The organism is Lactobacillus kullabergensis (assembly GCF_003151025.1).
GTDB classification, from domain to species: Bacteria; Bacillota; Bacilli; order Lactobacillales; family Lactobacillaceae; genus Lactobacillus; species Lactobacillus kullabergensis.
Genome location: NZ_CP029477.1, coordinates 173770 through 191351, shown reverse-complemented (window position 1 = coordinate 191351; position 17582 = coordinate 173770). Strand labels below are relative to the sequence as shown.

The window sequence follows — 17582 nt, the reverse complement described above, 5'->3', positions numbered from 1 at the left end:
ACTATTTACATCCACAAATTTATGCTTATTATAAATAATTAATTGCAATTGTGCATTAGTATACCAAAGCATTAGCTAAAATAACTTTTATTTTTTATTCTCTTCAACTATTTTCTTAATTTTTGCAAAGCGTTCATCCCACTCGTTAACAATTAAATCATCATATTCCTGCTTTAATAAAAAGTTGAGCAAGTCTTTTTTATCAGGCCGGTCTAAAAACAGGTAGCTTTGCGGAATAACAATCTGGGGCAAAACAGTGCGCAACTGGTTAAGTGAAATCTTTTTAACAGCACAAGATTTTAAAATTGGAATAATACAACCATCATCTTTAGGCATAAAATAGTCATAAATTTCGTCATAATCATCATTTTGAATTTCTCGGCCTATCTGAGCTAATGCCTTCGCATTGTTGCGAATCAAAGGGGCGCATTTGATAAATAACTGAATTCCGCCATTATTGCCTGTTGTATAAACAAAGGCTTGAAAACTATCTTTAAAAAATCTCTTGCGGTATTCAATTATTTTTTGTCCCGTTAAAATTTCTTTGACATACTCCTTATGCAGAGAAATTAGTAAAGTAGGTAAAAACGGATCATAGACTTCATCTTCTATCTGACACATTAATTATTTTCCTTTTCTTTGTTCTTAATTGTGCAAATACTTATGTTTATCATAAATATCTTCGGTTAAACAAGCAACTGAATATTTAAAATACCAGATTATAAAAACTGAATTATTTTAGACACAAAAAAAGCTGAGCTGCACTTCAACCATTGAAGTACAGCCCAGCTTTTCTAATCATCTTACGCTCTGTGTCTTAATAAATGAGCCTTTGCGGGTTCACCTTTTAACCAAGTAGCAAAGAATGCATAGCCGAAGACCATCAAAGCAACTACAGCTGCCAAAATAATCATATTATTATCGTTCAGCGAAATTGTCTGTTCCTCTTCTAGCAGATTCTTTGACTCATTAACTTGATTGCATAATCCAAAGAATAACATGATTAGACTGCTTAGAGTTAGTAAGCCATTAACTGCCGTTAAAATTTTTATTTTCGTTAACTTCAAAAAATCATGTCCTTTCTTTCGATTTAAATACCAGCATTATATACCCTTTAAAAATAAATGCAAGGCCTTTGCTTAAAATAATTTAATTTTTTTGTTTCTAATATGAATATTATTATAATTTTATAATCAAATCTTCTAAAACCCGAACAAAAAGGAGTACAGCATCTGTACCCCTTTTATTGCCATTCACTTGCCAGCCATTCCTGTGCCAGTTCGAACCAGTGGGCAGCGTGTGGATTCTCTTGCCATTCTCTACCCTTAACCACCATATCTTTACGAGCTAAAGAAAAGCCGTGACCACCACGATTGAATATATGGGCTTCACAGGGAACCTTCTTGTTATGCAAGGCTTCCACATATTCAAACGTATTAGTTACAAGTACAACTGGATCATCCCAGGCATGGAAGATAAAAGTTGCCGGAGTATTTGCAGTTACACCTAATGAACTATCCTTAATAAATTCATCTTGGGGTACTTTATCTTGTTCATCTTCTGGAATGTCAAAGCCAATTTTAGTCAGATTAATTAAAGGATAACCCAAAATAGTCTTATTAGGCAGAACTTCCGCACTTTTAAAACCAAACTCTTTTTGATATTTTGCAGAGTTAGCCATACTGTTGGCAAAACTGGCAACGTGGCCACCAGCAGAGAAGCCGATTGTGACTATTTTATCTGGATCAATCTGATAGTCTTGCGCATGCTCACGAAAGTATTTAACAGTGCTTAAGACATCAAGCCCGGCATCCGGATAAATGTCACCTTCGTCTTGCACGAGGTTGTATTCCATGACCACACTGTTAAAGCCGCAATTATTGAAAGCCAGGGCAACCGGCTCTCCCTCTCTTTTAGACAAATGGTCAAAACTGCCACCTGGAACTACTATCGCCAAAGGGTGTTTTGGAGTTACCAATTCACCAATTGAACCCAAGGTGTATGTGTGCAGATTGAACTTGCGCTGGTTAAAATTAGTTAACGTTAAATCATTTACTTTCATTTTCTTCCCCCACTTTTACCATGTTTTTTGCTAAAAAGGTTGTTGCTAATGGTACTGTTAATAATACACCAATTAGAGAGTACATTATAATCAAAGCCTCATTGACAAACATTTTTTCGTTTAATACCTCACCTAACGTATAATTCAAGCGAATATACCATAAGAATAATGAAAGAAAGCTGCCAAACATCCCAAATAAAATGGTATTCATAGCAGTCCCTAGGACATCGTTGCCGATTTTAGCACCACTGGCCTTGAGCTCTTCATACGAAATTTCTGGATTATGCTTTTTAATTTCTAAAAGTCCTGAACTCATAGCAACAGCGGATTCGGCTACAGCACCCAGCGTTGAAAAGATAGCTACCGCAACTGCAATTAAAGGATAGCTTAACCCCGGCATCTGGGACAATCCTACCAAAATTTCACCTGCTTCAGGTCCAAGACCAGCAGCTTGCGCCAACCATTCAAAACCCATAATTATTACACTAGTTGCCAGGCACACAATTAGTGAAGAATAAAAAGAGTTTTTAGCAACTTGATAATCATGCGTTCCTAAGAAAATAATGGTTACCAGTTTTAACGGGACAAAAATTAAAATCAGAAGTGGAATATTAATCCCCCAGGAAATCAGAATAGCAACTAAAATTAATAAGAAAGTATTGATTAAAACACTAAAAAAACTGCGAATCCCTGTTTCACCGCCAACAACAGTCATCAAGATTGCAAGCACAATTAGTAAGGCAGTTAAGGTACTCATTTTTTAATCCCCGCTTTCCGCTTTTTTTCTTCTAAAAACAGCAGGCTGCAACCCGTGGCAAATACCACCGTCAAAACAATCCCAATTGCGGAAATGATACTTTGTGTGACACCGAGGGAAAGGGTAAAGCCAAAAGTGGAACGCAAGCTGTTGTTATCTCGTAAATAGATAATCGTCATTGGCAATTCTTCTGACATAAAGATTAATACCAAAACGTTAATCAGTGGTCCCATTATTTCTTGTCCCATTGTGCGTCCGCTTTGAATTAACTGCTTGGCAGTTAAATCGACCTTAGTCTGGATCAATTCATAAAGACTGGAAATAATATCGGTGGCTTCGTCCATCACGGCTCCTAAAATTCCCAGTAATGTTTGTGCTAAAAAGATGCCACGAGGATCCTGAGTAGCATAATCTCCTGTTTCATATTTAATTTCCGATTCTCCTGTCAAACGCATAATTAAGTAGCATAATGCAAAAGAAACAAAAGTGCCTAGAATTGTTGCCAACCAAGTTGCTAGCATCTTGCGGTTAAAGCCTTGGACAACTAATAAACTAAAGAATGAAAAAACAATATCGGCTAAGCCAAATAATAAAACGATATAGGAGCCATTTAGCTTGATATCCAGCATAATCACAAGGTAGAAAATTACCCAGCTGAGTATCATCGATGCAATTAAACTAAACGACTTTTTACCTGAGACTGCCACCATCAGCGTGGACATTACTGTCATTGCCAAAACCAAAACCCAGTCTCGTTTAGGATCCTGAATAACCGGTTCACCGTGTTTGACACTGACAAATAATCGCTGACCTGCACGAAACTTTTGGGTAACTAACTGTGATGGATAATACATGTTAGTGGTTTCGTAGGTTTGACCTTTAAACTTACCAGACAAGACTTTTAAATGAAGAACTTGTTTTCTGGTTTCATCCTTGTTGCCATAAACATCTGTACTTTTTTCTTCCAAAGTATCCTTAATCTTACTGTCGGTAATTACAGCCACATCGTTTTTAGAATAAATATCTGTTGCAAAATAGGTGCAGGTAGTTAAAATTAACCCCACAACTGCTATTAACACCGCAAATAAGTAGCGCTTTTTAATTTTTTTCAATCAAATCATTCCAATCGATTTATACTTACCTACTGTAACTTAAAAACAGTTATCAGACATTAATTTTAAGCTAAATTTGTAAAATTTAAATATTATAAAAACGACTTTTAACCAAAAGTCGTTCTTTATGTGCCTACATATCTAAGAATCGCTGCCACCAGTGTGTTTTTTCCGGTTCAATCTGCATATCCGCTAACGTGCGGTGGGCATTGGCGTTTGCACTTTTTTCAGCATTTTCCTTAGCTTTGGCCAAAATCTCTTCATGCATCTGTTCACTTGATTTTCCTTCATCCTGCGCCACCTGAGCCCGTTTTTCGGCTGCGGTTAGAGGCTTCGTCTCTGGCATTTCCTGCACATCAGTTATGTCATCACCGTTATCGGTAACAATTCCTGAAATATCCGGTAACACGCTGAAATCTTCTTCAGCACTAGTTTTTTTAGCTGCAGGCTGCTGTAATTGCTTTTGTTTTTTGAGCAGCTCTTTATTCTGCTTTTCAATATGGTTCAATTGCTTTTGCAAGTTGCTCAGCGCTATATTTTGCTGACCAATAGTTTGTTGCAAAGCATTCAGTAATTTCACCATCTGGGAAGTAGACATTACCTCCTGCTTTTTACCATTATCCATATGCTGAGGCTTGTCTTTTTTGTCAGTAACAGCAAAAACCTGCTGTGCGGCTTCTTGCAATGTTAATCCATTATCCCGGGCTAATTGGTGAAAATCTTCGAGATCCTGCACATCCTGCTTACTGTATAAGCGCGCATTTTGCTTAGTCCGTGCATAGTAATCCGGTTTACCAGTAACTTTTTCTACAATTAAAGAATATTTACGTAAAGTTGCAACACTAATGTGCAATTTCTTAGCCGTCGCAGAAGGCGCGGTTAATTCTTCAAAATTATGCTTATCTTCACTCATTAGATATACTCCCCAGCACAATCAAATTAACCAATTTTGTGTAACAAGTTTTTCTTATGATCAAAACGCTCCTGCGCTTTGACAATCAAACGGGTAATTAATTCCGAATAAGAAATTCCTGCCTCTTCAAAAAGTTTGGGATACATACTAATATTAGTAAACCCGGGCAAGGCATTAACTTCCGTTAAGATTACTTTATGATCACTTTCACGCAAAGTAGAATCTACACGGGCTAAGCCACTGCATTCTGTGACTTGATAAACTTTTAAGGCGTTCGCTCTAACCTTATCTACAATTTCTTGAGGTAATTTAGCAGGAATTTGCAAAGTAGTAGTTGAATCATCATCATATTTATTTTCATAACTGTAAAAAGTACCTGCCGCATTAATGATTTGTCCTACACCGGAAACAATCGGCTTATCATTACCTAAAACAGCAGTTTCAACTTCTGTACCGTGAATGGTTTCTTCAATTAAGACCTTATCATCGTATCTAAAAGCATCAGCCAGAGCCTCATCAAATTCTTTTTTATTAGTCACATGATGAACACCAACTGAAGAGCCTTGATTTGACGGCTTAACAAAAAGATCACTGCCCAGTTTTGCACTCACTTTGTCATAATCACGTTTAGCATTATTAGCATCTTCATATTCAAAACGCTTAATTGCGATCCAATCAGCTACAGGAACACCAACTCGCTGTGCTAAAATCTTGGTAAATTCCTTATCCATGGTCACGGCAGAAGCCAGGACATCGTCACCAACAAAGGGCTTGTTTAAGATTCTGAACAGTCCTTGCAGACAACCGTCTTCACCTAAATTGCCGTGAACAATCGGAAAGAAAACATCAATTTCCGGTAAATTCTTTAGTTGAATTAAATTTGAAATGTTGGCTACTTCATGCGGATTCTCAATAGTATATCTTGGATCCTTTAAGACTTTAAAAGAGTCTTCTTCACTGGCCAAATAGCCGTCATTGGTAATCCAAATTGGGTGGACGTCAAACTTATCTTGATCGATCGCATTATAAATGTTGTGGCCAGACATAATTGAGACTTCGTATTCAGATGAATTACCGCCAAAAATTAAACCAACTTGTGTTTTCTTAGTCATTATTTTTACCTCTTAGTCATTGTTTCTAACTTTTAATTATACGGCAAGAAAAACCCGAAGAGCTGTAAATTAGACAATTTTTTAGGAATATTTTTTATTATAAGCAAAAAGTCTTGTATAAAGCAAAATCATAAAGCAAAAATTTACACTATATTAAAAATTGCTATTCGAATCCCAAGTTATTTCATAAAGTTGATTGATTTTGGTTGGATATTTGCCCAAAGCGGTGGGATCAAAAGACTGATGATAGGCTACGGTTAAGTAAAGATCATTAACGGTAGCCAGTTGAATGCCCTCAAGCTCAGTATAATAGCCCGGAATTTCCAGTTTACTTTCATTGGCTAAATTTACCAACTCCCAAAATGCAGGATCAGCTTCTCCCCAAGGAATTTTAACAATTTTTCTATTTTGACCGAGCCTGTCGTCCGCAAATTGACTGGAAACATAGATTGTGCGGTTGTTGTCAATAGCAAAGCCTTGCAGCGAACCAACTAACCCAGCTCGTCCATAAAATTGTGGTATTTTAAAAGCGGCTATACTTTTTATTGTTCTGATATCAACGTATTTGCTTGCAGTTGCAGCTTCATCAAGCGCCTTATTAATTTCTGCTAAATAATAGAGTGCAAAATAACCGGTATAGTCGTTATCACCGTATGCAAGCAGAAAATAACGCAAATCTGGTGAAACTGCAGCTTCTACGCGGGAAAATTGATTGCCTGCACAGCCTATGCCTAAATCAGCTCCTGCATAATTTAAATTTGATAATCTTGGTTGCAATTTGGTATTAGCCGTAATCTTAAAATAATGCGGAATTTTTATGCACGCAATTTGTTTAGACCAAGTCGACCAGATGGGGTTTAAGTCGTTTGGCTTTGTGCCAACGAACCACTGCCCTGGTCTTCCAGCATACTCCAGCGTCTGAGTATGACCTGCAGCGGTGCCGGTTAAATGCAAAACTGGAATTTGCTTATTAAAAGAAACATTGTTGCCATTTTTGCCGCGATAAACAAAGTTGTCTCCTGCTACGTGTTGCAAAACATAAGTATTACCGTCAATAATGCTGGTTTTCTGGACTACTACTTGGCGCAAGTCCTTATCTACTGGTCCAGTTACCCCATCCCAATCGTCCAACTTGCTTAACAGAGCAATTTTGACGTTTTGTGCTGCCTGCATCTTTTCATTATTAGCCAAGATCGTCATTTCCTCACTAAATTTTTCCAAAAACTCAATCAATTTATTAAATATAATTATTATTTTAAAAATAAAATTCTACTCGGTTTTATTTTGCCTTATAATTTAGGCTAAAGAAAGGAGAGCATCTTGAATGATTAAAAAATTTTACACTGCCCTCTTCTGTTTGCTTTTCATTTTTCCTTTTAGCAATACGCAAGTTTTCGCTGCAGAACTTACTCCAAGTGAAATCAAGGAAGTGAGTCGTTTGCAGCAGGAATATGCACAACTTGATAACACTACTTATAACCATAATAACCTTTATTTAAACAAGCCGCAGTTTAAAACTAAATTTAAGGCGGGCACACTTGTGCCGGACTATCTTAACAGTCAATTGGCATATACAAACTATTATAGAAAATTATTCAATTTGGCTCCCGTTAAAGAAAATTTTCAAGATAATATTGCTGCGCAAAAAACTGCTGCCGTTTTAGCCGCTCTCGATGCTAACCCGATGATCAATCAACATAATTTACCTTATGAAAAAAGACCGAAAATAATTAATAAAACTACTTGGCAATTAGCCCGCAACATTTCCAGCAAGGCCAATCTTAATTTTAATACCAGTGACCAGACTGCAGGTGAAGTTATCACTGACTTAATTACTGATCGGTACAACTTGACCGGTGCTGACACCGGTCACCGTGCATGGCTGTTATCAACGCGGTTAACTACAACAGGCGCAGGTGCAGCTTATGGCAAAAACGGGTATCGCTATTCTGTGCAAAAAGTTTTTAACCCCGCTGATGTCTTTCGTACTCCCAGTCGAGAAACCGTAATTTATCCCAATAGGGGCGTCTTTCCCATTGAGCTTTTACAAGGTAAAAATATTGCCTGGTCAATTTATTTCTCTAATAAAATTTATGCAGACACACCAAAAATTACCATTACTGATAAAGATACTGGCAGAACTTATCAAGCAGAAAATGTACGTAATTACAGTCATACAGGCTATGGCAATTTTGAAACTATTATTACCTACTATCCAGGCTCAATTCCACTAGTTCTCGGTCACGAGTATGAAGTAAAAATCACGGGTTTAACTAGTTACACCTTTAAGCTGTTTCAACTTCAAAACAAGTCAATAGAATAATAAAAACCTCGAAGAATTATTTTCCTTCGAGGTTTCGTATGTTTTATTATGTGAACTGAGTTAATTTTAAATATAGTTGGCTACGGCAGCTAATAAATCTTTTTCATTATTAACAATGGTGCCATTAAGTTTAATTAGACCAGTAGTATACAAGTTGACATAATGAAATTGGTTTTCGGCAATCTGGGTTAAAGCTTGTAACTTCTTTTGGTTAGTAGCACCCTGCTGGCGAGTATCTGTATATAAACCAATTATCGGGATTTCTTTTGCATAAGCTACACCTATTTCACTAGCTACCCCATTATCAATGCTGAGGCCGTCAAGAACGGCAATCATTAAATCGCTATTAAGCAGTTTTTCAGTATCGGCTTGAGCAATCATTTTAGAATCAGCATAAGCTTGTTTATCATTAATTGATGCATTTTCCTGGGGCAAATATAGATCAATTGCATCATCTATTTGACGAATTTTAGCCGCCAATTGCGCATTGTAATTAATTTCTGCTTGTGAAAACAGAGCATTTGCAAAATAAATTTTCATATATGTTTCCTTTAAAAAAACGATTAATTATTTTAAAACAGAGAGCCTAATTGTTTGGAGAGCTAATTTCCCACGGAATTGCACTTAAAATATAAAGAACAACTCCTACAATAACAAAGTCCAAAAAGATACTGCTGCTTATTTCTAACACAAAACCTAATACAGCTAAACCTTCAACATTAAAAATTACTGGAATAATAGCCAATATGCCTGCAATTAATATTAACCAAAAACCTGCCCACATACCACATGCGGTAACTTCGTGAGTCAGCATTTTTGAATTGAAAAATAATTTCATATCACTTATTAATGAACGTAAACTAATAACAGCCATTATCAGGATAATTACATTAACAATTAATAAGATAAAAGCAATATTGCCTCCAAGAGTGATTGTGTTCAGATTAAAAGTATCGATTACATCAAATGGAGCATTGTTTTCCTGCTCCTTTAATTTTTCTTGTACTAACTGGGCATCACTGGATGCACCTTGATCAATGTTTAAATCAATGTCATGTAAAATTTGCTTGGCCAATTTCATATTACTAAACTTGAACCAGGGGGTTCCCAAAGTATAGTCAATAATATGGTCAGCAATTGGTTGAGTTTGCTTAGTAGTTAGCAGATTAGCGTTCCCATTTTTATTAGCTCCAATTGTTTCTGCTAATGCATCAAAATGCTTGTTTATTTGCCTGACTACTACAGCTTCATTACTACTGTTTCTCATTTGTCCCTTCATAAAAAAGGGATTAAGGAAAGTCACGGTAATCATGGTTAGCGATACAATCAGAAAGATGATAAAGGACAGAACCTGTTTGTATTGGTTGTTCTGTTCCTGACTTATTCTGTGCAAACCATCTCGCGCGCCATTTGCCATATTTTTCCTTTCTAACAGACAATCTCCTTGTCTTCATCAAACATCGTATCTATTGCATGATGAATGGTCTTAATATCAGTAGATTCAATAATCTCATGACCTTCTTTAAGCGCCTTTTCAATAGTTGGTTTTGAAGAATGTAAAAAACAGTACATAAATGCTTTGGTACCATAATCAGCTATTTCTTCAGGAGAAACTTCATATTCTTTATTATCATAATAAAGACGGCTCACACCAGTTACGGCAAAGGCAATCCCCATCCGCACTTCTTTTGGCTCAAAGTCAAAATGATTAAACAACTGCTTTTCTTTTAACCAGTCGTTGATAGTTTTACTCCAAAAGTCCAGCGATTCGTTACTCTTAAACACCTCAGTAATAATACGTTTAAGACCTTCATCATAAATTCCCAGCATTTCAATTGCATAAATAAAAGCTTTGGTGCGAGCACATACTTCGTCTTCTTTATTAACACTAAACTTCTGCACTTGCTTGTCTAGTGTATTGAGAATGTTCCGAACTACATCAGCAATCAAGTTTGATTTATGTGGATAGTATGACTGCAACAATGACTTGGAAATGCCAGACTTTTCTGCAATCATTTGAAATGAAACACTGTCCATACCATTTTCTCTAATTAAGTGAAAAGTATTACTTAAAATTGTACGTCTTCTTTTATAATTTTTACGTCGTGCCATAATGTTTTCTCAGCTCCTATACATTTTGCCTCCATTATACCAATGATATAGAATAAATAAACAAAAAGGCACTGGTATATTATTGGCTGATAGTTTTTACTAAAGAAACATATACTAAAAGTAAGCCATTTAATATGTAATTACTTTAATTTACTTTCACTTAACAAATGCATTGAGCGGTCATTATATACATAATTAATTCCCCGCGCTAAAAGCAAATCTACTGAAATACGGACCATTCTATCTGGATAATGGCTGTGTTTAATTGTATCAGTTACCACTATCTGTTCAATTGGCAACTCATTCAGAACTTCAGTTGCATTTTGTGATAATAATGCGTGTGTTGAAGCAACATAAACTTTCTTGGCGCCTGCCGCTAGAACTGACTTAGTTGAAGAAGAAATACGTGACCCCGTATCAATTAAATCATCTACAATAATACATTTTTTGTCTTTAACATCACCAATCATGTCATGTACATCTGCGTCATAACGTGCACGGCGCTGATCAACAATCGCAATTGGAGCATCAAAGCACTGACCAAAATTACGAGCAAGTTTAGCCCCAGAATGATCTGGAGAAACAACCACAATATCGTCTTCTTCTTTAGTAGCAATACCGTTATCAATAAAGTATTGTGCTAAAAGCGGCATAGCATGCAAATGATCAACCGGCACATTATAAAAGCCTTGAATTTGCGAAGCATGCAAATCAAGAGCAATTAAGTGATCCAGACCAGTAATTTGTAATAAATTAGCTATAAGCTTAGCAGTTATTGGTTCCCGCGAACGAGTTTTGGTATCTGAACGTGAATAAGCCAGGTATGGCACTACTACATTGATTCTGTGTGCTGAAGCACGATGCAATGCGTCTAAAACAATTTCCAATTCCATAAAGTTTTCATTTACGGGATCCTGAATTGACTGAATAACGAAAACGTCACATCCTCTGACACTTTCGCCAATATTAACTTGAATTTCACCGTCACTAAAATGTTGCACAGCAGTTTCAATTAACGGCTTTTTCAAAATTTGCGCAATTTTCTCATTTAATGCGGGATTTCCGCCTAACCCAATCAGCTTCATCGGGTGCAATATTTGAAGAAGTTCTTCCTTGTTCATGACTACCTCGTTTTTTAAAAATTACAATCTTTGCAAGTCTATTATAACCAAAAAAGTCCTCAGTGCCTAGAAAAGTAATAATTCAAACAAAAAGCCGAAAGTATTATCGGCTGTTAAATATTAAGTTTGAAGTAAAAGTCTTCTTGAATTAAATAAACTATTTAAAAAAGTCTTCCATTAAGTTTAGCAATTTAAAACTCTTAACTGCATAACTTTCATGCTTTTGTCTAGGCATAATCAGAAGCTGTCCTTGAGGAATAATTTGACTGTACCAGCGAACATGTTCCACTTTAACCCAGTCTTTTTCTCCCACGACGCAATAAGTCGGTATCTTAATTGCCTTCAAACTGTCAACAGACATGAAACTTTCCGACAATTCCACCTTACTATCACGGTTCATGCGCAAGAAACGCAGAAAGCCTTCAGTCAAATAATGATATGATTTGATACCATTGCCGTTCACAAAGACACCAGCTACCATGAGCTTTTTAAAGATATTTTGATCCTGACTTGCAAGCATCATTGCTACCAAACCGCCTGCATCAAAGCCAAAACAATAGCAACCCCGGATATTCACTTGCTTAATAAAAGCAGCCAGATCTTCAACTTCAGTTTGATAGTGCTCAGCAGGCTCTCCCTGACTGAGGCCATGACCTCTCATATCCAGAACATAAACCGTATAGTAAAGAGAAAGCGGGGCAACAATTTGGTCAAACATGCCACCATCTAAATGGTGTCCATGTAATAAAAGCAGCGGGGCACCCTTGCCTAACTTACTGTAATAAAGTTCGTTACCATTAACTTTTTCTCTCATCTTTGGTCTCTTTCGCTAGCCTCTACCAAATTTTGATTAGAACTTTTTTCTTTCTTATGTTCATGCCACAAGCTGCGGACAATGATCTTAGCAATAATATAGTTAGCCTTAAAATTATCAGGAATCATTTTGGCGTTAAAGTGATGAACCATGCTGTCCTTACGCTGCCAATAATGGTATATAGGTTTACTATCACAATAAAAGCCTTCTGTTAAAGCCAAATATTGCACATTAAATATCTGATCTTCCATGAATGCCAAATTTTCCATGAAGTGAAGATGATTCCTCCGCACGACAGATAATTTATAGCCCTTGTTCCAGGTATAGCCTTTGACTGGAGTAGACAGGCAATGATTATCACACAAAGAGCCTAATGGGTTGCTGATTAACTGGTAAGTTCTAGCCTTGCCCTTCATACCCTGGACAATTTTTTTGGTAACAGGGATTGAGCCTGGTTTCGTTTCGTAGTCAAGCCAAAAGCCACAGGAAACCATTGCCGCATCCGGATGGTTGTGAAAAGCATTTACAAAAAATGCTGTATAATCGGAATCTACCCAGTCATCACCATCATGAAATGTAAAATATGGCGTATCGACATTGGCAATACCGACATTACGTGCATCAGACAAGCCACCATTGTGCTTGTTTATTATCTTAAAGTAACGGAATCTTTCACGATAGCTTTCTGCTATTTTTCGCGTATTATCCGTTGAACCATCATTGACAATTAACAACTTAAAATTCGGATCATCTTGCTTAGCTAAATGTTCAAGTGCCCGATCTAAATATTTTTCAACATTGTAAATTGGCATAATGACAGTTAATTCAGGTTGCTGAATCATAGCTTCCTCCTTTAACTTGTTATTATACCATCTTAAATATTAAAAATATCGTAAAGTAAGTAGTACATAACTATAATTTAACCTTTTGTTTTTAGCATTTAGTATAATTAGGAACAGTCAAAAGGAGTTAATTTTTTTATGAAAAAAGCAAAAACAATTTCAACTATTATTACACTGTTATTTTTTAGTTTGCTTATGTGCGGCGCTGTCACACAAACTGTTAAAGCAGATGAATTGCCAGTTGTTTGCCTTGGGACTTCTTTGACTGCTTCCCAAAGAAGCGGTACACTGAAAACACTCAGCGAACCGCTAAATGGCAGTAGTTACCAAACAATTACCATTACTGGTGAAGATTTAGTCAAATACCTTAATCCTTCAGGTGCAAACTTTACCACCCACTCTGGTGTCTGGTCCAGTGCCATGATTGAAAAAGAAGCACAAGGTAGTGGTATTAACGTCCATATTCTTGACTATCAAGGCCGCAACAATATCACAACAATTACAGCTGACCAATACAAAAATGCAGCTTTAACTGCCGGTATCTCTGATGCCAATATTTATGTTACCAGTGCCGTGCCAATTGATGGCTCCGGTGCTTTAGCAGGTGTTTATGCTGCCTGCAACAAAACTGGAGAAAATCTAAATCAAAACCAAGTGAATGCGGCACAAGACGAAATGAATACCTTAAGTAAAATTACTAAGGAAAATCAGGATAAAAGCGGTTATAGCGATGCACAATTAAATAATGCAGTCGCCGGCGCTAAACAGGAAATGGGTAAAATCGGCAACAATGTGTCAGACAGTCAAATTCATGATATTGTAAACAATCAGATCAATATTAATCATCTTGGTGACGTCATTAATAATAATCAAAAACAGCAAATTATTAATGTCTTAATTGAAGTCCGTGATTCCGGTGCTTTAAAAAATCACAAATTTAAGGATCAGGCTGATGCTTTGTCCAAAAACATCAAGAAGAATGCCAAAGGAATCTTCGATAAAATAAACACTCCAGAAAATCGTAACTGGTTTGAACAAATTTGGCATAATATTACTTCATTTTTCAGCAATCTTTTTAGTGGCCTGATTATTGTTAATTTTAATTAATTTAATTACATTTGGTCCATAAATTTGTTTAATGTATGATCAACAAATTCATTACCGCGATTATTGGCGTGTCCTTTAGTCCATTCGAATTTAGCTTGAGGAAATTTATTTAAAAGCTGCTCCAGCTCCTGCCAACACTCAAGGTTGGCAATTGCACCTTTTGTACTTTTGGTCCAGCCTCGTTTTTTCCAATTTTTAAGCCAGCCTTTAGTAATTGGATTTAAAACGTATTGTGAATCTAGCACAAATAATAATGGTCTTTCATTAAAGCCCAACTCGAGCAATTTTTTGAGCGCTTCTGTTAAAGCTGTTAGTTCCATCTTATTATTAGTAGCCCCAAATTCACCGTTTGAATCATAAGTAGATTTTTTATCACCCTGATCTTGCCATTCTATTAGATAAGCCCATGCAGCTTTATCAGTTTCTCGCACATGACCACCCTTAAAATTACCGGTGTTGCGGGTACCGCCGTCAGTATAAATAGTGGCAAAATAATTGCCGGAATCTGCTGGAAGTAATTGATCAGTTGCTTTTGTCACTTTTTGTGTATTGTCAATGGCAGGATTTTGCTTGATTTTGCGACTTTCTTTTTGAATCTTGGCAATGGCTTTTTGTAATGAATCCTCGTCTTTTTGAAAAACTTGATGAACTGTTTTGCGATCCCAATCTAAATATTCAGTGGCGTCAGTTATTTTGGTAAAGGATTTGTATTCAGCACCAGAATAGCCTTCAACTTGTTTCCGGGCCTCATCCCAGGTGCGATAAACGCCTGGCTTGTGGCCTTTTTTTACTGCATAAAATTTCATATGTCCCCCCATCACTAAAATTCCCAGTCAATGCTAAAATATAAGTAGTTCTATTTTTAAGGTGGTATTATGTTCTTCAATACTAAAAAATACAAGGAAGAAGTGGAGAAAAACCACAAGCGCGACCTTGCAAAGGAACCAAGCAGACTAAGCATGGTTTTCTTGGCTGCCTTGGCAACTTTTGCACCTACACGTATTTTCTTGCGTTTGCACAAAAAGGGAATCGAAGATGACGCCACTATTGAACCAAAAAAAGGCAACTTTGACCAGGTACCTATAATTTATTTTCATGGCTTTCGCGGCGGTGACTACACTACAAAGGTAATGGTCAAGCAGGCACTTGCCGATAAAGGCAATCCCAAATATCTCAAAGTTACTGTTGATTTACTGGGAAACTTTAAGTTAGAAGGGACTTGGACTGGTGATCCCAATCCAATAGTGCAAGTTGTTTTTCGCCAGAGACTCGTTGGTGTGTATGCAATTGACTACTACCTGCGTTTTACACTGCCCTTTTTAGCTCAAAGGTACCACTTTTCGCATTATTCAGCAATTGCACATTCATTGGCATGTCCCTGCATAGTACGGACTGAAATGCGTGAATATCGGAAGAAAAATTTCCCTCATTTAGTCAAATGTGCGTTTATCGCAGGTCCTTTTGACGGTGTTGTTTATTTAGGAGATATCCCAAATGTAAATGCCTTTAACCAAAAAGGTCGTCCAGCTGTAGTTAATCTGCACTATCTGTATCTGTTGCTCAGACGCAAACGGTTTAATCCTAATATTTCAGTATTAAATATTTATGGTAATGTTTTGGATAACACTAATAGTGACAAATTTATTTCCGTCACTTCTGCTAAAAGCATCCGCTATATTCTGGCTCCTTATGCTAAATCTTATCATGAAGTTGAAATTCGCGGTAAAAAATACGCTGAACACAGCTGGATGCACGATAATCCATTTGTAATCGACATTATTGATAAGTTTATTGGCATTAAGAAGTAATTTGATTTTTGGAGGAAATACGTGTGATTCTGCTCCGCGACATAGGACGTATCATCATTATTACTAATACTATTCTAGCCTTTTATATCGTCTTTCATAGAAGACGTTCTGTCTCAACTACTTGGGCCTGGCTGATTATTCTGCTGGTTTTCCCAGTTTTAGGGATGATCATTTACGGCTTTTTTGGTCGGGGAATTTCACAGGAAAATATTTTTGCCATTAACAAGCAACATCATATTGGGTTGCGGAATGTGCAAAAATCTATTACTGCTGCACCTAAGAAAATTAGTACATCTGATACATCAAATAAAGCCAAAATGGTGGTACATTTTTTTGATCATGATGGCGAATCACCATTGAGTAAAAACAATCATGTTAAGCTCTATACCGACGGCAAAATAATGTTTCATGACATGATGGCTGACATTAAAAACGCTAAACAATCAGTAAATGTTGAATTTTATACCTTTTATAATGATGAAATCGGCAACGATTTTCTAAATTTACTGATTAAAAAGGCGCAAGAAGGCGTATCTGTTCGTTTGCTCTATGATGCCTGGGGTTCAATGGGTGCAACTAAAGCCTGGTTTGATCAATTAAGAAAAGCTGGTGGCGTAGTCCTGCCCTTTATTACCTCACGCAACATGATTACGCGGTACCGGATTAACTACCATTTGCACCGCAAAATTGTGGTAGTTGATGGCAAAACATCTTGGACTGGCGGCTTTAATATCGGTGACCAGTATCTGAGTCGCAAGAAAAAATTTGGTTATTGGCGTGACAGCCAAGTGAGGATTGTCGGATCTGCTTCTTTATTATTGCAAGAGCGGTTTGTGATGGATTGGAATGCCTCTATTCAAAAAGAAAATCAGGTTATTGCTTTCAATACTATCCTTTTCCCCAACTTGGATGAAAACGAGATTCATCCTGGTGATGTAGCAACACAAATAGTTTCAGACGGACCTGACCGCTATAATGCTAATATGCGTAATGGTATTATGCGGCTGATGTCTTTAGCAAAAAAACGTCTCTGGATTCAGACACCATATTTAATTCCTGATGATGCAATGTTTGCCACTTTGCAAACAATTGCCCAGTCAGGAGTAGATTTACGGATTATGATACCGTGTAAACCAGACCACCCATTTATTTACCGCGCTACCCAATGGTATGCCAATGAATTATCCCGTTATGGCATTAAAATTTATATTTACAACAAAGGTTTTATTCATGCCAAAACAATTGTAGTAGACGATACTTTTTCTACAGTGGGGTCAATGAATCAGGATTACCGCTCATATGATCTTAATTTTGAAGATGTTGCAGTTTTTTATGATAAAAATTTCACTCGTGAAGTTGCCAAATCATTTGAAGACGATATGAAAGTTTCTTCATTATTGACTCCTGAGGATATTGCCAAACAGGGTCGCTGGCTTAAGATTTTGCAAAGTTTTTCACGGATGCTTTCGCCAATTTTATAAATAACAAAAAGCCTTCCA

Annotated in this window: 20 protein-coding genes; 4 read left to right on the top strand and 16 right to left on the bottom strand. The window is 36.8% G+C overall.

Annotated elements, in window-relative coordinates; genetic code table 11:
• Positions 1-87: 87 nt before the first annotated feature.
• The 8 genes from DKL58_RS00920 to DKL58_RS00885 all read right to left on the bottom strand — a co-directional run bounded on the left by DKL58_RS00920 (position 88) and on the right by DKL58_RS00885 (position 7147).
• Positions 88-621: a hypothetical protein gene (locus DKL58_RS00920; protein WP_109585758.1), complete on the bottom strand. Its 534-nt coding sequence runs from the start codon at positions 619-621 to the stop codon at positions 88-90.
• A gap of 182 nt (positions 622-803) precedes the next feature.
• Positions 804-1067: a hypothetical protein gene (locus DKL58_RS00915; RefSeq protein ID WP_045927426.1), complete on the bottom strand. Its 264-nt coding sequence runs from the start codon at positions 1065-1067 to the stop codon at positions 804-806.
• Between the two features lie 176 nt (positions 1068-1243).
• The gene (locus tag DKL58_RS00910; protein ID WP_109585757.1) at positions 1244-2062 is read right to left on the bottom strand and encodes an alpha/beta hydrolase; all 819 of its coding nucleotides are present in this window, start codon (positions 2060-2062) and stop codon (positions 1244-1246) included.
• Positions 2049-2819: a YibE/F family protein gene (locus tag DKL58_RS00905; protein ID WP_109585756.1), complete on the bottom strand. Its 771-nt coding sequence runs from the start codon at positions 2817-2819 to the stop codon at positions 2049-2051. The genes DKL58_RS00910 and DKL58_RS00905 overlap by 14 nt, the downstream gene beginning before the upstream one ends.
• Positions 2816-3931, bottom strand: coding sequence for a YibE/F family protein (locus tag DKL58_RS00900; RefSeq protein ID WP_109585755.1), 1116 nt, complete (start codon positions 3929-3931; stop codon positions 2816-2818). The genes DKL58_RS00905 and DKL58_RS00900 overlap by 4 nt, the downstream gene beginning before the upstream one ends.
• Positions 3932-4064: 133 nt before the next feature.
• Positions 4065-4844: a MerR family transcriptional regulator gene (locus DKL58_RS00895; protein WP_034980808.1), complete on the bottom strand. Its 780-nt coding sequence runs from the start codon at positions 4842-4844 to the stop codon at positions 4065-4067.
• Positions 4845-4870: 26 nt separating this feature from the next.
• On the bottom strand, positions 4871-5956 hold the full coding sequence (locus DKL58_RS00890; protein WP_045927421.1) for a D-alanine--D-alanine ligase family protein: 1086 nt from the start codon (positions 5954-5956) through the stop codon (positions 4871-4873).
• A gap of 153 nt (positions 5957-6109) precedes the next feature.
• On the bottom strand, positions 6110-7147 hold the full coding sequence (locus DKL58_RS00885; protein WP_109585754.1) for a helveticin J family class III bacteriocin: 1038 nt from the start codon (positions 7145-7147) through the stop codon (positions 6110-6112).
• Positions 7148-7280: 133 nt separating this feature from the next.
• On the opposite strand from DKL58_RS00885, the gene DKL58_RS00880 reads away from it, so the two are divergent.
• Positions 7281-8279, top strand: a complete 999-nt coding sequence (locus DKL58_RS00880; protein WP_109585753.1) for a CAP domain-containing protein — start codon at positions 7281-7283, stop codon at positions 8277-8279.
• A gap of 66 nt (positions 8280-8345) precedes the next feature.
• On the opposite strand, the gene DKL58_RS00875 is transcribed toward DKL58_RS00880, so the two are convergent.
• The 7 genes from DKL58_RS00875 to DKL58_RS00850 all read right to left on the bottom strand — a co-directional run bounded on the left by DKL58_RS00875 (position 8346) and on the right by DKL58_RS00850 (position 13168).
• Positions 8346-8819 (bottom strand): nucleoside 2-deoxyribosyltransferase, encoded by a 474-nt coding sequence (locus DKL58_RS00875; protein WP_045927419.1) that lies wholly within the window; start codon positions 8817-8819, stop codon positions 8346-8348.
• Between the two features lie 46 nt (positions 8820-8865).
• Positions 8866-9546, bottom strand: a complete 681-nt coding sequence (locus DKL58_RS00870) for a hypothetical protein (RefSeq protein ID WP_239386392.1) — start codon at positions 9544-9546, stop codon at positions 8866-8868.
• 22 nt (positions 9547-9568) lie between these two features.
• Positions 9569-9718 carry a hypothetical protein gene (locus DKL58_RS09585; RefSeq protein ID WP_239386390.1) on the bottom strand — a complete coding sequence of 50 codons (150 nt, stop codon included), beginning with the start codon at positions 9716-9718 and terminating at the stop codon, positions 9569-9571.
• Positions 9708-10391 carry a TetR/AcrR family transcriptional regulator gene (locus DKL58_RS00865; protein WP_109585751.1) on the bottom strand — a complete coding sequence of 228 codons (684 nt, stop codon included), beginning with the start codon at positions 10389-10391 and terminating at the stop codon, positions 9708-9710. Before DKL58_RS00865 ends, DKL58_RS09585 begins: the two co-directional genes overlap by 11 nt.
• Positions 10392-10531: 140 nt before the next feature.
• A complete protein-coding gene (locus tag DKL58_RS00860; RefSeq protein ID WP_045927416.1) occupies positions 10532-11512 on the bottom strand; it encodes a ribose-phosphate diphosphokinase in 981 nt (326 codons plus the stop codon).
• 157 nt (positions 11513-11669) lie between these two features.
• Positions 11670-12326, bottom strand: coding sequence for an alpha/beta fold hydrolase (locus DKL58_RS00855; protein ID WP_109585750.1), 657 nt, complete (start codon positions 12324-12326; stop codon positions 11670-11672).
• Positions 12323-13168 (bottom strand): glycosyltransferase family A protein, encoded by an 846-nt coding sequence (locus DKL58_RS00850; RefSeq protein WP_109585749.1) that lies wholly within the window; start codon positions 13166-13168, stop codon positions 12323-12325. The genes DKL58_RS00855 and DKL58_RS00850 overlap by 4 nt, the downstream gene beginning before the upstream one ends.
• A gap of 138 nt (positions 13169-13306) precedes the next feature.
• Here DKL58_RS00850 and DKL58_RS00845 point away from each other — a divergent pair, with 138 nt between their 5' ends.
• Positions 13307-14275 carry a DUF1002 domain-containing protein gene (locus DKL58_RS00845; RefSeq protein ID WP_109585748.1) on the top strand — a complete coding sequence of 323 codons (969 nt, stop codon included), beginning with the start codon at positions 13307-13309 and terminating at the stop codon, positions 14273-14275.
• A gap of 5 nt (positions 14276-14280) precedes the next feature.
• Here DKL58_RS00845 and DKL58_RS00840 read toward each other — a convergent pair whose 3' ends face one another.
• On the bottom strand, positions 14281-15081 hold the full coding sequence (locus tag DKL58_RS00840; protein ID WP_109585747.1) for a ribonuclease H family protein: 801 nt from the start codon (positions 15079-15081) through the stop codon (positions 14281-14283).
• 69 nt (positions 15082-15150) lie between these two features.
• Between DKL58_RS00840 and DKL58_RS00835 the strand changes: the two genes are divergently transcribed.
• Positions 15151-16083: an alpha/beta hydrolase gene (locus tag DKL58_RS00835; protein WP_109585746.1), complete on the top strand. Its 933-nt coding sequence runs from the start codon at positions 15151-15153 to the stop codon at positions 16081-16083.
• Between the two features lie 17 nt (positions 16084-16100).
• The gene (gene cls, locus DKL58_RS00830) at positions 16101-17564 is read left to right on the top strand and encodes a cardiolipin synthase (RefSeq protein WP_420812273.1); all 1464 of its coding nucleotides are present in this window, start codon (positions 16101-16103) and stop codon (positions 17562-17564) included.
• Positions 17565-17582 lie beyond the last annotated feature (18 nt).

What these genes read in the sequence shown, in the direction of transcription:
- DKL58_RS00920 (WP_109585758.1), bottom strand. Translation starts at nt 621, where the DNA reads ATGTGTCAGATAGAAGATGAAGTCTATGATCCGTTTTTACCTACTTTA.
- DKL58_RS00910 (WP_109585757.1), bottom strand. Translation starts at nt 2,062, where the DNA reads ATGAAAGTAAATGATTTAACGTTAACTAATTTTAACCAGCGCAAGTTC.
- DKL58_RS00905 (WP_109585756.1), bottom strand. Translation starts at nt 2,819, where the DNA reads ATGAGTACCTTAACTGCCTTACTAATTGTGCTTGCAATCTTGATGACT.
- DKL58_RS00895 (WP_034980808.1), bottom strand. Translation starts at nt 4,844, where the DNA reads ATGAGTGAAGATAAGCATAATTTTGAAGAATTAACCGCGCCTTCTGCG.
- DKL58_RS00890 (WP_045927421.1), bottom strand. Translation starts at nt 5,956, where the DNA reads ATGACTAAGAAAACACAAGTTGGTTTAATTTTTGGCGGTAATTCATCT.
- DKL58_RS00880 (WP_109585753.1), top strand. Translation starts at nt 7,281, where the DNA reads ATGATTAAAAAATTTTACACTGCCCTCTTCTGTTTGCTTTTCATTTTT.
- DKL58_RS00875 (WP_045927419.1), bottom strand. Translation starts at nt 8,819, where the DNA reads ATGAAAATTTATTTTGCAAATGCTCTGTTTTCACAAGCAGAAATTAAT.
- DKL58_RS00870 (WP_239386392.1), bottom strand. Translation starts at nt 9,546, where the DNA reads ATGAGAAACAGTAGTAATGAAGCTGTAGTAGTCAGGCAAATAAACAAG.
- DKL58_RS00865 (WP_109585751.1), bottom strand. Translation starts at nt 10,391, where the DNA reads ATGGCACGACGTAAAAATTATAAAAGAAGACGTACAATTTTAAGTAAT.
- DKL58_RS00860 (WP_045927416.1), bottom strand. Translation starts at nt 11,512, where the DNA reads ATGAACAAGGAAGAACTTCTTCAAATATTGCACCCGATGAAGCTGATT.
- DKL58_RS00855 (WP_109585750.1), bottom strand. Translation starts at nt 12,326, where the DNA reads ATGAGAGAAAAAGTTAATGGTAACGAACTTTATTACAGTAAGTTAGGC.
- DKL58_RS00850 (WP_109585749.1), bottom strand. Translation starts at nt 13,168, where the DNA reads ATGATTCAGCAACCTGAATTAACTGTCATTATGCCAATTTACAATGTT.
- DKL58_RS00845 (WP_109585748.1), top strand. Translation starts at nt 13,307, where the DNA reads ATGAAAAAAGCAAAAACAATTTCAACTATTATTACACTGTTATTTTTT.
- DKL58_RS00840 (WP_109585747.1), bottom strand. Translation starts at nt 15,081, where the DNA reads ATGAAATTTTATGCAGTAAAAAAAGGCCACAAGCCAGGCGTTTATCGC.
- DKL58_RS00835 (WP_109585746.1), top strand. Translation starts at nt 15,151, where the DNA reads ATGTTCTTCAATACTAAAAAATACAAGGAAGAAGTGGAGAAAAACCAC.